This window comes from Corallococcus sp. AB032C (genome assembly GCF_003668935.1).
GTDB classification, from domain to species: domain Bacteria; phylum Myxococcota; class Myxococcia; order Myxococcales; family Myxococcaceae; genus Corallococcus; species Corallococcus exiguus.
On the sequence record NZ_RAWP01000001.1, the window covers coordinates 49,609 to 62,084 of the forward strand.

General features: G+C 70.4%; 13 protein-coding genes. 7 read left to right on the forward strand and 6 right to left on the reverse strand.

All coding sequences use genetic code 11. The annotated features are described in order from the left end of the window. The first annotated feature begins 50 nt into the window (after positions 1–50). The 5 genes from D7X99_RS00225 to D7X99_RS00245 are packed head-to-tail and all read left to right on the forward strand — an operon-like array spanning position 51 to position 4,878. A complete protein-coding gene (locus D7X99_RS00225) occupies positions 51–1,409 on the forward strand; it encodes a zinc-regulated TonB-dependent outer membrane receptor (RefSeq protein WP_121775928.1) in 1,359 nt (452 codons plus the stop codon). Positions 1,410–1,431: 22 nt separating this feature from the next. Then, the gene (locus D7X99_RS00230) at positions 1,432–2,355 is read left to right on the forward strand and encodes a metal ABC transporter solute-binding protein, Zn/Mn family (protein ID WP_121776029.1); all 924 of its coding nucleotides are present in this window, start codon (positions 1,432–1,434) and stop codon (positions 2,353–2,355) included. A gap of 4 nt (positions 2,356–2,359) precedes the next feature. Continuing rightward, positions 2,360–3,220: a hypothetical protein gene (locus tag D7X99_RS00235; protein WP_121775929.1), complete on the forward strand. Its 861-nt coding sequence runs from the start codon at positions 2,360–2,362 to the stop codon at positions 3,218–3,220. Then, entirely contained in the window at positions 3,207–4,025 is an 819-nt protein-coding gene (locus D7X99_RS00240; RefSeq protein ID WP_169825119.1) for a metal ABC transporter ATP-binding protein, read from the forward strand. The genes D7X99_RS00235 and D7X99_RS00240 overlap by 14 nt, the downstream gene beginning before the upstream one ends. Next, positions 4,006–4,878: a metal ABC transporter permease gene (locus tag D7X99_RS00245; protein ID WP_121775930.1), complete on the forward strand. Its 873-nt coding sequence runs from the start codon at positions 4,006–4,008 to the stop codon at positions 4,876–4,878. Before D7X99_RS00240 ends, D7X99_RS00245 begins: the two co-directional genes overlap by 20 nt. A 25-nt stretch (positions 4,879–4,903) precedes the next feature. On the opposite strand, the gene D7X99_RS00250 is transcribed toward D7X99_RS00245, so the two are convergent. From D7X99_RS00250 to D7X99_RS00270, 5 genes are all read right to left on the reverse strand, one after another. Then, the gene (locus D7X99_RS00250; RefSeq protein WP_120578130.1) at positions 4,904–5,452 is read right to left on the reverse strand and encodes an isochorismatase family protein; all 549 of its coding nucleotides are present in this window, start codon (positions 5,450–5,452) and stop codon (positions 4,904–4,906) included. 73 nt (positions 5,453–5,525) lie between these two features. Beyond that, on the reverse strand, positions 5,526–7,268 hold the full coding sequence (locus D7X99_RS00255; protein WP_121775931.1) for a hypothetical protein: 1,743 nt from the start codon (positions 7,266–7,268) through the stop codon (positions 5,526–5,528). A 10-nt stretch (positions 7,269–7,278) separates the two neighbouring features. Beyond that, positions 7,279–7,890, reverse strand: a complete 612-nt coding sequence (locus D7X99_RS00260; protein WP_121775932.1) for a hypothetical protein — start codon at positions 7,888–7,890, stop codon at positions 7,279–7,281. 41 nt (positions 7,891–7,931) lie between these two features. After that, the gene (locus D7X99_RS00265; RefSeq protein ID WP_121775933.1) at positions 7,932–8,423 is read right to left on the reverse strand and encodes a hypothetical protein; all 492 of its coding nucleotides are present in this window, start codon (positions 8,421–8,423) and stop codon (positions 7,932–7,934) included. A 282-nt stretch (positions 8,424–8,705) separates the two neighbouring features. Next, on the reverse strand, positions 8,706–9,146 hold the full coding sequence (locus D7X99_RS00270; RefSeq protein WP_233613014.1) for a hypothetical protein: 441 nt from the start codon (positions 9,144–9,146) through the stop codon (positions 8,706–8,708). A gap of 169 nt (positions 9,147–9,315) precedes the next feature. Here D7X99_RS00270 and D7X99_RS00275 point away from each other — a divergent pair, with 169 nt between their 5' ends. Together D7X99_RS00275 and D7X99_RS00280 are read left to right on the forward strand one after the other, a co-directional pair. Then, on the forward strand, positions 9,316–10,785 hold the full coding sequence (locus tag D7X99_RS00275) for a hypothetical protein (protein WP_121775934.1): 1,470 nt from the start codon (positions 9,316–9,318) through the stop codon (positions 10,783–10,785). A gap of 74 nt (positions 10,786–10,859) precedes the next feature. Next, positions 10,860–11,576: a Bax inhibitor-1/YccA family protein gene (locus tag D7X99_RS00280; protein WP_121775935.1), complete on the forward strand. Its 717-nt coding sequence runs from the start codon at positions 10,860–10,862 to the stop codon at positions 11,574–11,576. A 53-nt stretch (positions 11,577–11,629) separates the two neighbouring features. Here the strand turns inward: D7X99_RS00280 and D7X99_RS00285 are convergent, their stop codons facing one another. Continuing rightward, positions 11,630–11,965 (reverse strand): ferredoxin, encoded by a 336-nt coding sequence (locus tag D7X99_RS00285; RefSeq protein ID WP_121775936.1) that lies wholly within the window; start codon positions 11,963–11,965, stop codon positions 11,630–11,632. Between the last annotated feature and the right edge of the window lie 511 nt (positions 11,966–12,476).

Consider the following 12,476-nt stretch of genomic DNA (forward strand, 5'->3'; position numbering starts at 1 on the left):
GCGTGCATGCGCATGCTCCACGGCCGGCCGGTTCCGAGGAGCAAACATCCGTGTCATCCCTTCCGCGCAGGCATTCCCGCGCCCTCGCCGTCGTGCTCGCAGCGCAGCTGTCCGCGAGCGCGGCGTGGGCCCAGCAGTCACCACCGCCATCCACCGAGTCACCCCCACCTTCCGAGTCTCCCGCGCCCTCCGAGGACACTCCGGCGCTGAGCCCGGAGGAGATGGAGGAGATTGAGAAGGCGCTGGGCACGGACACGAGCACGCGCGCCCGTCCGTCCGGCGACACGTCCCCGGTGTCACCCACCGCGACGAACGACTCCGGCGTGACGCCGCTCAAGCTGCCCAACGCCATCTCCAGCGGCACCAACTTCCTCAACCTGAGCTTCATCCTGGACATGGCCCTGGCGGCCTTCTCCAACAAGGAGCCCCTCCAGGGCGGCGCGCACGACCCGACGAAGAACGGCTTCAACCTCCAGCAGTTGGAGCTGTCCATCGGCTCCGTGGTGGACCCGTACTTCCGCTTCGACAGCAACCTCGTCTTCAGCCAGTTCGGCGTCGAGATTGAAGAGGCGTACGTCACCACGCTGGACCTGCCCCTCAACCTCCAGGTGCGCGCGGGCCAGTTCCTCACCCGCTTCGGCCGCATCAACGCCACGCACCCGCACGCGTGGGACTTCGTGGATCAGCCCTTCATCATGAGCCGCTACTTCGGCGCGGAGGGCAACCGCGGCCTGGGCGTGGAGGGCTCCTGGCTCACACCGCTGCCCTGGTACGTGGAGGTGATTGGCAGCGCCACCGACGCCACGGGCGAGGCCACCGCGCGCAGCTTCTTTGGCGCCGCCGCCGAGCGCGTGCTGTCACCGCTGGACTTCCAGCTCACCGGCGCGGTGAAGCAGTTCTTCCCGCTGTCGGACGACCTGTCGCTCTTGTGGGGCCTGTCCGTCGCCACGGGCCCCAACCCCACGGGCTACCGCAACTACACCAGCATCTACGGCACGGACGTGTACCTGAAGTTCCGGCCCATCACGTCGCAGAGTTCGCAGCAGTGGGTGTTCCAGGCGGAGGTGCTCTACCGCCGCAGGCAGGTGCCGGAGGACGTGCTGTCCGACTGGGGCGGCTACGCGCAGACGGTGTGGCGCTTCTCCAACCGCTGGGCCACGGGCGTGCGCTACGAGTTCGGCTCGGCCGCGAAGACGCTGGAGGGCCGGGTGGCGAATGATCCGCTCGACCCCGAATGGATTTCCGACCGCCAGCGCATCACCGCGTCGGTGACGTTCTGGCCCACCGAGTTCTCCCGCCTGCGCCTGCAGGCCGCCACGGACCGGGTGGGCTGGCGAGAGTCGCCGGACTACTCGGCCTTCCTCGCCCTTGAAGTCGTGACCGGCGCCCACGGTGCCCATGCGTTCTGACCTCTTCTTCCGGAGCCCTTCCATGCGTTCCCTTCGCCTGTTCGCCGCCCTGTGCGCCGCCGTCGTCAGCCTCACCGCCGTTCCCGCTCGCGCGGATTTGAAGGTCGTCGCCACCCTCCCGGATCTGGCCGCGCTGGCCAAGACCGTGGGCGGGGACAAGGTGGACGTCACCGCGCTCGCGCTGCCCACGCAGGACCCGCACTTCGTGGACGCCAAGCCGAACCTGGCGCTCGCGCTCAACCGCGCGGACCTGCTCATCGCCGCGGGCCTGGACCTGGAGATCGGCTGGCTGCCCACGCTCCAGATGGGCGCGCGCAACAACCGCATCCTGACGGGCAACGCGGGCTACCTGGACGCGTCGCGGTTCGTGAGTCTCCAGGAGATCCCCGCCGGACAGGTGGACCGCAGCCAGGGCGACGTGCATCCCGGCGGCAACCCGCACTACCTCTATGATCCGCGGCAGGCCCTCAAGGTGGCGGCCGCCATCGAAGCGCGCATGTCGCAGCTGGATGAGAAGAACGCCGCCACCTACAAGGCCAACCTCGCGAAGTTCACGCAGGAGCTGCAGGCGGCGCAGACGGGCTGGGAGAAGCGGCTCGCGGGCTTCAAGGGCGTGCCCGTCATCGCGTACCACCGCACGACGGCGTACCTGCAGGACTGGCTGGGCTTCAAGACCATCGCCTTCCTGGAGCCCAAGCCGGGCATCCCGCCGAACCCGGCCCACGTCGCGCAGGTGCTGGCGCAGGGCAAGGCCAACAAGGTGAAGCTGGTCCTCAAGGAGGACTACTACCCGGACAACATCGCGAAGCTCGTGGCGTCGAAGATTCCCGCCGCGCTCGTCACGCTGCCCGGCGGCACCGACTTCCGTTCCGGCCAGACGTACGTGCAGCGCCTGGAGCTGATGGTGGGCCGCATGGAGCAGGGCCTCGCCGGGAAGGGGGAATGACGCCATGACGCGCTTCTCTTCCAAGGCGTGGTTGCTTCCCTTCGCGCTGCTGTCCGGGTGCGCGTTCGACGCGGGCGAAGGCTTCGCGGTGCTGGAGCCCTCCGTCCAGGCCGCGTACTCGCCGGTGTCCAGCCGCAATGCGGGTGATGGCTACCAGGCGCTCGCGTCCGACTTCCAGCTTCGCATGGACACCGGCACGGTGAGCCTGGGCAGCATCGACCTGATTGCCAGCTCCGGGGGCGGAGGCAGCACGACGTTCGACCCGTCCTCGCCACCGCCGGGCTATTCGCTGTGCCACAACGGGCACTGCCACAGCGACTCCGGGGCGCTCGTGGACTACGAGGACATCCAGGCGGAGCTGGGCGGCGGAGGCAGCACCACCGTCACCGTGGCCAACCTGCCGGTGGACGCGGAGCTGGACCTGCTGGCGCCCGCGACCCGCGAGCTCACGTGCAAGCCCGCCTGCGAGCTGGGCAAGGCGACGCTGTCCCGCGGACGCTGGGCCGTCACGGGCCTGCGGATGACGGGCAGCGTGCGCGATGGCCGTGTGCCTGCGCGCTTCGCGGGCGCCCTGCCCTTCCGCTTCACCGCGGCGGTGACGGGCGCGGAGGCCACGCCGGTGGCGGTGCTCACCGGCGCTCTGGACGTGCCGTCCGACCGGGAGAATGAGCCGCGCGTGGCGTTGGGCCTGAAGCTGGAGCTGACGCCGGCCCTCTTCGACGCGGTGGACTGGTCCGCCGCGACGGTGGGAGCGGATGGCGTGGTGGACCTGGATGCGCCCGCGAACGCGGCGGTGCGCACCGCGCTTTTGGAGAAGGTGGCGGCGCTGAGCCCCACCGCGGAGGTGAACCGTGGCTCACGGTGATCACGAGACGGAGCTGGACCGGGGCCACCGCGCCGCGGTGCCGGAGCCTGGCGAGCCGCTGCTGAAGTGCGAGCAGCTCGTCATCGGCTACGGGGGCAAGGACATCCTGCCGCCCATGGACCTGGTGGTGCGCCGCCACCAGTTCGTGGCGGTGGTGGGCCGCAACGGCTCTGGCAAGAGCACCTGGTTCAAGACGCTGCTGGGGCTGATTCCCCCGGTGTCCGGCCACATCGCCCTGGGTGCGCCGCACATCCGCAGCGCGTACGTGCCGCAGATGTCCGCCATCGACTCGCTGTTGCCCGTGCACACGCGAGAGCTGACCGGGTGGGGACGGCTGTCCGGGTGGAACTTCCTGCGGCCCTTCCCCAACAAGACGGACCGGCAGAAGGTGGAGGCGGCGCTCGACACGGCGGGCGCTCGCGGCATCGCGAAGCGGCCCTTCCGCGACCTGTCCGGCGGCGAGAAGCAGCGCGCGCTGCTGGCGCGGGTCATCGCCACCGAGGCGGATGTGGTGCTGCTGGATGAACCCACCGCCGCGATGGACGCGGTGGCGGAGAAGCAGACGATGCTGCGGCTGTGCGCGCTCGCGCATGACCGCGGCCTGGGCGTGGTGGTGGTGAGCCACGACCTGTCCGTCGCCGCCGAGCACGCCGACGTCATCCTCTTCGTGGACCGCGAGCACCGCTGCTTCGTCATGGGCGACGCGCGCACCGTGTTCTGCCACCCCGCTTTCCGCCGCCAGTACGGCGACGACTACTGCCACACCGCGCCCCAGGGACCCCACCGTGGAAACAACCCTGCTTGAGCTCTCGAAGTGGGAACAGTTCCAGGCAGGCTGGGAGCTGTTCCGAGACCCCATCCTCTGCGCGCTCATCGCCGGGTGCGTGCTGGGCTTCCTCAGCGTCTACGTCGTGCTGCGGCGCATGGTGTTCGTCAGCGCGGCGGTGACGAACACCGCGGGCCTGGGCGTGGCCCTGGCCTTCTTCGCGGAGATCCACCTGGGCGTGCACGTGGACCCACTGGTGGGCGCGGTGGTGCTGTCCGTCGCGGCCACGCTGCTCCTGATGATTGAACCCGCGCGGCTGCGGCTGTCACGGGAGAGTCTGCTGGGGTGCGCGTTCGCCTTCGCGGGCGGCGCGGCCATCCTGGTGGGTGACCGCATCGCGCAGGAGGCGCACGACATCCAGGGCATCCTCTTCGGCACCGCGGTGCTGGTGACGCCGGATCAACTCCAGGCGGTGGCGGTGGCTGGCGCGGTGCTGATGGTGCTGCACCTGTGGTGGTTCCGGGGCATCGCCTTCGTGAGCTTCGACCGCATTGGCGCCACCGTGCAGGGGCTGCCGGTGAAGCTGCTGGACACGGTGTTGATGGTGTCCATCGGCATCATGGTGGGCGTGTGCGCGCGGGCCCTGGGGGCCCTGCCCGTCTTCGCGTTCTCCACGCTGTCGGCCATCGCCGCGCTGGTGTTGGACCTGCGGCTGCCGTGGACCTTCTTCACGGCGACCGTGCTGGGCGGCATCGCGGGCGCGGGCGGATACCTGTTCGCGTACTTCTACGACTTCCCGGTGGGCGGTTCGCAGACCGTCCTGTCCGGGGTGCTGGTGCTGCTGATGATGCTCGTGCGCCTGGTGCGCGAGCCCTTCAAGAGCAGGGCGTAAGCGGTGGGCCGCCGTCGTCCCGGCTTCAGCGGACGGCGGCGGACACCTTCTTGAACTCGGGCGTGCCCGCGCGGCCCAGCATGTCGAACAGGGCCGACTCCACGGTGAGGATGCGCGCGCCCGCGTCGCGGCACAGCTCCAGTCCCACGCGGCGGTCCTCCTCCGAGCGCGACAGCACGGCGTCCGCGAGCAGGCACGGCTCCCGGCCGCTTTCCGCCAGGTCGCGCGCCGTCTGGAAGACGCAGATGTGCGTCTCCATGCCGGTGATGAGCACCTGCTTGCGGTCCCCCAGCACGGAGAGCACGTCCGGCGTGGCGGCGGAGAACTCCATCTTCTCCAGCGGCTTGAACTCACCCAGGCGCAGCTTGAGCAGGGAATGCGTGCGGCCCAGCCCCTGCGGGTACTGCTCCGTGACGATGACGGGCAGGCCCAGGGCCCGCGCTCCCTCCACGGCGGCGCCCGTGCGCGCGAGCATGCGGTCCAGGGCGTCGCGGTCCATCGCGGCGCACAGGCGCTCCTGGATGTCGACGACGAGCAGCGCGGCCTGCTCGGGCTTCAGGCGGAACGACGGCATGGGGCGGCTCCTTGGAGGATGACCCCTAGTGACGCGAACGCCGCGCCTGCGTCAAGCGCGGCGGCGTGCCTCCTCAGGCCCCGTGAACGGTCCAGGGCGCTCCTCCACCCCGAGGGACGGGCGCGGTGTCCACCGAGGCCACGTCCGGCACCCGACGGAGCGCCGTGCGTCCGCGGTGGCCCCGGGCCGCGAAGCCCCGTGCGCGTTGCAGGCCCGGCAGGTGCGGATCCGCGTCGCGCCACAGGTCCAGCACCACGGCGAAGTCGTGCTCCGCCTCGGACATGCACTCGCAGGCGACGTGGGCCTCCGCGACCAGGAGCATGCAGTGGCCGCAGCCGGGCCGCTCCCCTGCCCGCTCCAACGCCAGCTCCAGCGCCTTCTCCTCGCGGCCGGAGCGCAGGCGTACGCGGGCCAGCGTCTCACGGGGCGGCCGGCAGAAGAGCGCGGGGCCCACGGGACGCAGGCGGCGCTCCAATCGCAGTGCCCGCGTGAGCGCGGCCTCCGCCCGGCCGGAGTCTCCCCGGCGCGCATCCAGCGTGCCCCGCAGCTCCTGCGCGGCGACCTCCACCGTGCGCGCCACGTCGCGAGCACACAGGGCGCGGCCCTCGGAGCGCGGCGCTTCGGACAAGGTGAGCACCAGCGCATCCAGGGTGCCACACGCGCGCTCCACGTCGCCCAGCCGTCCCGTCTCCAGGGCGCAGACGCCCTTCGCGTACAGGCGCACGGCGTCACGCAGTCCCGCCTCCGCGACGGTGGCGGCGTCTCCCAGCTCCATGGGGACCTCCGCCGCCGCCCGGCTGAAGCCGAAGCGCAGGTGCGCGGCGACGAGCGTGGTGGCGGCGAAGAGCACCGCCTGCGGCTGGCCTCCTGAAGCCTCCACGCGCTGCCGCAGCTTGCGCGCCCAGGTCTGCGCTCCCCGGTACTGCCCCACTTCCACGCAGCCTTCGCTGAGCAGGCGCAGGGCGGTGTCCGCGCTCGGCGCTACGTCGAGGGGCAGCGACTCGCGCGCGAGGTACGCGTCATCCGCTGTCACCGCCGACTCCAGGATGCGGTTCGCCTCCACCGCCTTGCCCACGCGCAGCAGCAGTCGTCCGGCGGCGAGCAGCGCGGGACTTCCCGCGGGCACGAGCGATGGAAGGAGTTCCGCGCTCTCCAACGCCGTCTCCGGCCGTGCGCTGGGCAGCCATGCCTGCACCCAGGCCACGTGTACGCCCGCGTGGTGCGGGTGCGTGCGCAACAGGTCGCGCAAGATCATCTGCGCATACGGCTGTCCCTGCCCGGGGCGCCCGTCGGATTCGTACCCGTCCAGCAGGAAGCCCGCGAGCAGCAGGCGCGGCTCGGGCTCCTGGGGGAAGCGGTCGATGAGGCACTCCATCTCGCGCACGAAGGCATGTCTGCCATTGGCAGGACCCTTGTCCGCGAGGAGGCTGGCCGCGACGACCAGCCGCTGCTCCATGTCGGTGGTGCCCTCCGCCAGCGTCAGCGCCTTGCGGATGGCCTCCGCGCGGTCCGCGGTGAAGCGCTGCCCCACACCCCGGGCGAGCGCGAGCCCCCACCACGCCATGGCGAGGGATGGATCCTGCCGCGCGGCCTCCGCGAAGGCGCGCCGGGCCTCCAGCGCCCAGCCCAGGTGCAGCAGGCGCAGTCCCTGATCAAAGTACGCCTGCGCCAGGGGAACCTGCGTCGTCACCTGGAGGTGTGTATCTCCCAGCCCGTCCTGGAGCGGCGGCGTGGGAAGGGCTTCGTCCGGCAGGTCCTCCCACGCGACGTGAGAGTGGACCGACGGGGCATCGGCTCGGAACAGACGTGCCAGCATGGTGTCCTCCTCACGCTCCGGTCATCGGAGCGACATGGTGTTGCACGGAGGCATCGGTCGCACGCACGCGCACGGCCAGCCGCCTCCAGGCGGTCGACAACTCTTCGGCGGGGATGGGAGACGCCTTGCGCCGCGCCGCCAGGCACTCGCGCCGCCAGGCCAGGCCCACGTCGCGGGCCACCCACGCCTCGTACTCCGCGAGCCAGTCCGCCAGCCGCGCGAGTCCCGCCCGCGCCGCCCTGCGCTCCAGCCCCGTGGTCGCGTCGCGCCGGACGCCCACGTCCTCCACCCGGAAGGCCGTGCCGCGCGCGTCCTCCACCCACCGGGGAGTGAAGCCATCACGCGGCACGAAGATGGCGGCGCCGCACGAATCGCACAGCGCGCCGAAGCCCCACAGCGTGAGGCGCCCCCCGTCCAAGAGCTGCCCCTGGTACGCGCTCTGTCCCTCCACACCCGGCGGACGCGCTTCACGCACCAGCCCGCGCCGGAGCAGCACGTTGCCGTCCGGGCAACGCACGTCCTGGCCCAGGCACCACATGGCCACGTCGAACAGACGGTCGCCGTCGCGGCGCACGTCGCAGGGAAGCAGGGAACCGGCACTTCCAGAAGAGATCTTGGACATGGGGCGCCTCGGGCTTCATTGGAAAGAGAGGAACCGGGGGGTCAGTCGTGGGCGTGGTCGTGCTCGCCCGACTCCTCGATGACGAGCGACACCGAGGACAGGGTCGACGGCCCGAAGGTGAGCGTGTGCGTGCCCACGGTGAGCGGCACGACGTAGCGGCCCTTGATGTCCGTGCAGAGCGAGGAGCTGGTGGCGCTCTCCTCGAACTCCACCGTCGTTCCGCTGCCGTTGGTGACCGTCACCGGCACCGTGGCGTTCGTATAGAGGACGTAGTCCGTGGCCTCGGAGACGGCGAAGGACACCGCGCCGCCCTTGCCGCCAGCGACGTCCACCAGGGCGATGTCGTAGCGCTTGTGATCGTTGCTCACGGCCGGGCCCGTGCCGCTGACAGCAGCGGTGACGGCGGCGGCGGGGCCTTCCTGCAGGTGCTCGCAGCCCTCCTCGTCGACGTGGGCTTCCTCTTCGTCGCCACCGCAACCGGCGGCGAGGAGGGCGGTGGACAGCAGCAGGGCGGACAGAAGCTTCTTCTTCATGATGGGGACTCCAGGGACACGGGATGGACTGCGGGAACTCCAGCCGCACGGGCCGCACGCGCACCGCTCCTCAAGAGGCGCGAACGCGAAGGACCGGACGGGACTGGAAGGAGGGACCGCGGCACGAAGCGCGCGCCCGTGCACGTGGCCGGAGGTTCCATGCGCGTACGGCGGATCCGTTCAGCGAACGGGAACGCGCACGCCCTGGACTCCGGTGGCCACGGCGCACCCCGGCCCACGAAGACACGGGAGGCCAGGACGGCGGGCTACGGCGGCGGAGACTTAAGCGCGCGGCGGCGACGACTTGGGCGCGAGCCTCAACAGCGCGACGGGTGCCGCGTGGAAGCGGAACACCGCCAGCGCGGGGCTGGAGCGCGTGGAGACCGCGGCCATGACGGGCGCGGACTCGGCCGGAGGCGGTGCCTCACGGCGGAGGAAGGCGTGGTGGCAGTGAGCCTCACCACCGTGGGGCGTGGCCTTCGACACCGGCGCCCGGGCCACGCGCGCGTCGTCGAAGGAGAGCTCCTCCTCCAACGGGCCGTCGTGGGATGACGCCTCGCTCACGTGCATCACGTCCCCGTGCTCCAGGCACGTGGTGTGCTGCACGAGCGCGAAGTGGAGCACGCTGCCCACATACACCAGCACGCACACGAGCACCCACGGCAGCGCCAGCAGGCGCGGCAGGGAGCGACTCGTGCTGAGGTGGCGTCGGAGGCGGCTCACGTCGACTCGGTCTCGAAAAGCAACTCAGTTGTTTTTAAGCGACCTCCCTGCCCGGTGCAAGCCGGGATGCCCGGGCCCGGGCCGGAGGGCGAGGTGGCGGACACAGGGAACCGCGACGGGACCCGCGGGTTGTGGACCCACGAGCCCCTGGGGTCGTAGGTTCCGCGCCGTGCACGAGCTCATGGATGTCCTGCGCAGGCAGGCACACTATTTCGGACCGGAGCTGGCGAAGACCGCCTACCAGCGCGGCCTCGCGGTGACGAAGCAGGATGGCAGCACCCAGCCCATCCCCATCACCGCCACGCCGGTCATCCTGGACGCCGAGGAGATCAAACGCCGCTCGCTCCTGTCCGCGAAGCTGGCCTCCGCCACGATGAAGATGGCGCGCGCCATCCTGGGTGGCCCGGACGCGGAGCTGCTGCTGGGCGCGCTGTCGCCGCTGGAGCGCAGCCTGGCGCAAGGCACCTGGGAGGCGAGCCGCAAGCTCGCCACCACGCGCGTGGACTACTTCGTGTCCGGAGGCCGGCCCTGGGCGCTGGAGGTGAACGCCACCATCCCGGCCATGCAGGGCTATTCGGACATCGCGGCGCGCACCTTCATCGAAGTGGTGGCGCGGCACGTGCGCTATCCGGAGAAGGCGCTCGCGTCGCTGCTCACGCTCAACGGCAACAACGCGCTGCCGCTCTACCGCTCGCTGCTGGATGGCTACGCGGCCGAGCGCAACGGCCAGATGCCGGACACGGTGGCGCTGCTCTGCCGCAAGAACGACGCGCAGATCACGGAGCTGCGCTGGCTGTGCGAGCGCTTCCGCGAGTTCGGCGCGGACGCGGACGTGGTGCATCCGGAGGACGTGTCCGGCGACGACGCCTTCACGGTGAACGGCAAGAAGTACGACCTGGTCTACCGCCACCTCTTCGTGCGCCGGCTGGAGCAGAACCCCGCCCCCTGGGTGGAGGACTTCCTCTCCGTCGTCCCGGGCAAGAAGGCCGTGTTCTTGAACCCGCCCGCCTCGCAGGTGGAGGTGAAGACGACGTTCGCGCTCCTGTCCCAGTCGGTCACGGACGCGGCGCTCGCGGAGCGCGCGGGCCTCACGCCGGAGGAGTTGGAGGCGGTGCGCGAGTCGGTGCCGTGGACGCGCCCCTTCCGCCACGGTCCCGGCGTGGATCCGGACGGCGCGAAGGTGGATGACATCGTGGCCCGCGTGGCCGGGGAGCCCGCGCGCTTCGTGCTCAAGCGCGCGTGGGACTACGGCGGCAAGGCCGTCTTCCTCGGCCGCTCCGTGGGCACCGGGCCCTACGAGGAGCGCGTGAAGGGCGCCTTCGGCGAATCCAAGACGTGGGACCAGCTGTGCGAGCGCGCCGCGACAGACGCGCAGGGTGGCGGCTACGTGGTGCAGGAGGTGGTGGACACGCAGCCGGAGGAGCACCTGCTCTGCGGGACGAACCAGGTGCTGCCCACGTCCTTCTTCGTGGATTACTCGGCGTATGCGTCTGTTGGGCTCGCGAAGCAGCCCGCGTGGGGCGGGGTGTGCCGTGGGTCCATGTCGGAGATCGTCAACATCGTGGGTGGCGGTGGCGTGCTGCCCCTCATCACGACGGAAGTCGCTTCGAAGCTTTTGCTGGCCTGGAAGGCCCTTTAAGGCGTCCTCCAAGGGTCCTCGTTAAAGAGAGGCCGGGACTGAAGCGGTCCCCGGCCCGAAAGGAAACGGAACACATGGCGTGGGAATCTTCAGGTGGCTGGCAGAGCGGGCAGGCGAGCGCGGTGGACGACGTCCTGGTCCAGGAGTCGCAGCGCGCGTTCATGTCGCGCGTGCACGGCTGGATGTTCGCGGGCCTGGCGCTCACCGGCGTGATGGCGATGGTGACGCTGGCCAATGAGGCGCTGCTCCGCGTGGCGCTGCAGAACCGGATGGCCCTGTTCCTGGTGCAGTTGGGCGTGGTGTTCGGCCTGTCCATCCTGGCGCCCCGGCTGTCCGGCCCGGTGGCCGCGGTCATGTTCGCGGGCTACGCGGCGCTCACCGGCGTGACGATGTCGGTCATCTTCCTCATCTACACGGCCAGCTCCATCGGACAGGTGTTCTTCATCACCGCCGCGACCTACGGCGCGATGGCCGTCTATGGCACCGTCACGAAGAAGGACCTGAGCAGCTGGGGCACGTTCCTCTTCATGGGGCTCATCGGCATCCTCATCGCGGGCGTGGTGAATATCTTCGTCAAGAGCAGCGCCGTGTCGTTCGTGACGGCCTGCGCGGGCGTGCTCGTGTTCGCGGGCCTCACCGCCTACGACGTGCAGAAGCTGCGCGAGTACCATGCGGGCACGGGCTTCAAGAGCACGGCCACGGTGGCCATCGTGGGCGCGCTCACCCTCTACCTGGACTTCATCAACCTGTTCCTGTCGCTGCTGCGCCTGCTGGGCAACCGCCGCAACTAGTTCCAGGGTTCAACGCAGGTCCCCAAGGCGGGGCGCGAGGCGGGAAACCGCCTTCAGCGCTCCGCCTTCTTGCTGAAGGGCATCAGGAGCCGCTCCACGGGGCGCCCCTGCACCAGGTGCTCCTCCACGATGGTGGGCACGTCCTCCACCTTCACGCCGCCGTACCAGGTGCCCTCCGGGTAGACGACCACGGAGACGCCGAAGGCGCACGTGTCCACGCAGCCCGCCGCGTTGGCGCGCATGCCGCGCTTGAGCCCGCGCTTGTCGAGCTCCTCCTTGAAGGCCGCCCGCACCTCCTCGCCTCCCTTGGTGGCGCAGCACCCCTTGGGGTTGCCGTCCGGGCGACGGTTGGTGCAGACGAAGACGTGGCGTTCGAAGGGAGGCGGCATGGTCCGCCTCCTAACGCGCCCGGGCTTCGAAATCGACGCCGCCGTTTGGCGGGCAACCGTCCAGGCCCACCTCGCCCGGTCCTTGTGTCACGGGGCCTCCGGAGCGCCCCTACGCTCGGCGCACGGACTGGCAGCAAACATCCGTCAGTGATCACAAGCGCTTGGACAGGCGCCCTTCCCCGCATGTCCGATTTCGCATGGTCATGGCCATACATTGCCAGCCACAACAGGCGTTGCGAGCCACAGGCGGGGTTCCTAGATCCAACTTGGGGTGGCTGTTCGGCCACTCAGCACCCACACCAAATGCAGTGTGTATGCGAGGACCTGATACTAGATATAGGGGAATGGGTGATATTGACGGACCCCACCAGCGATCATATTGATCCGCCCGCCCGGCGGGAGGGCAGTCAGGCCCGGGCCCGGATTCCAGTGGAGGACCCGCTGGCTTCTGCCCATCCCGAACCATCCCAACGCTGCCGTCCCCGTACCTGGAAGTGATCATCGGATCCCC

Coding starts and splice junctions, on each gene's coding strand:
- D7X99_RS00230 (WP_121776029.1), top strand. CDS start 1,432: ATGCGTTCCCTTCGCCTGTTCGCCGCCCTGTGCGCCGCCGTCGTCAGC.
- D7X99_RS00235 (WP_121775929.1), top strand. CDS start 2,360: ATGACGCGCTTCTCTTCCAAGGCGTGGTTGCTTCCCTTCGCGCTGCTG.
- D7X99_RS00250 (WP_120578130.1), bottom strand. CDS start 5,452: ATGCCGTCGTTCCGCCTGAAGCCCGAGCAGGCCGCGCTGCTCGTCGTC.
- D7X99_RS00255 (WP_121775931.1), bottom strand. CDS start 7,268: ATGCTGGCACGTCTGTTCCGAGCCGATGCCCCGTCGGTCCACTCTCAC.
- D7X99_RS00260 (WP_121775932.1), bottom strand. CDS start 7,890: ATGTCCAAGATCTCTTCTGGAAGTGCCGGTTCCCTGCTTCCCTGCGAC.
- D7X99_RS00265 (WP_121775933.1), bottom strand. CDS start 8,423: ATGAAGAAGAAGCTTCTGTCCGCCCTGCTGCTGTCCACCGCCCTCCTC.
- D7X99_RS00280 (WP_121775935.1), top strand. CDS start 10,860: ATGGCGTGGGAATCTTCAGGTGGCTGGCAGAGCGGGCAGGCGAGCGCG.
- D7X99_RS00285 (WP_121775936.1), bottom strand. CDS start 11,965: ATGCCGCCTCCCTTCGAACGCCACGTCTTCGTCTGCACCAACCGTCGC.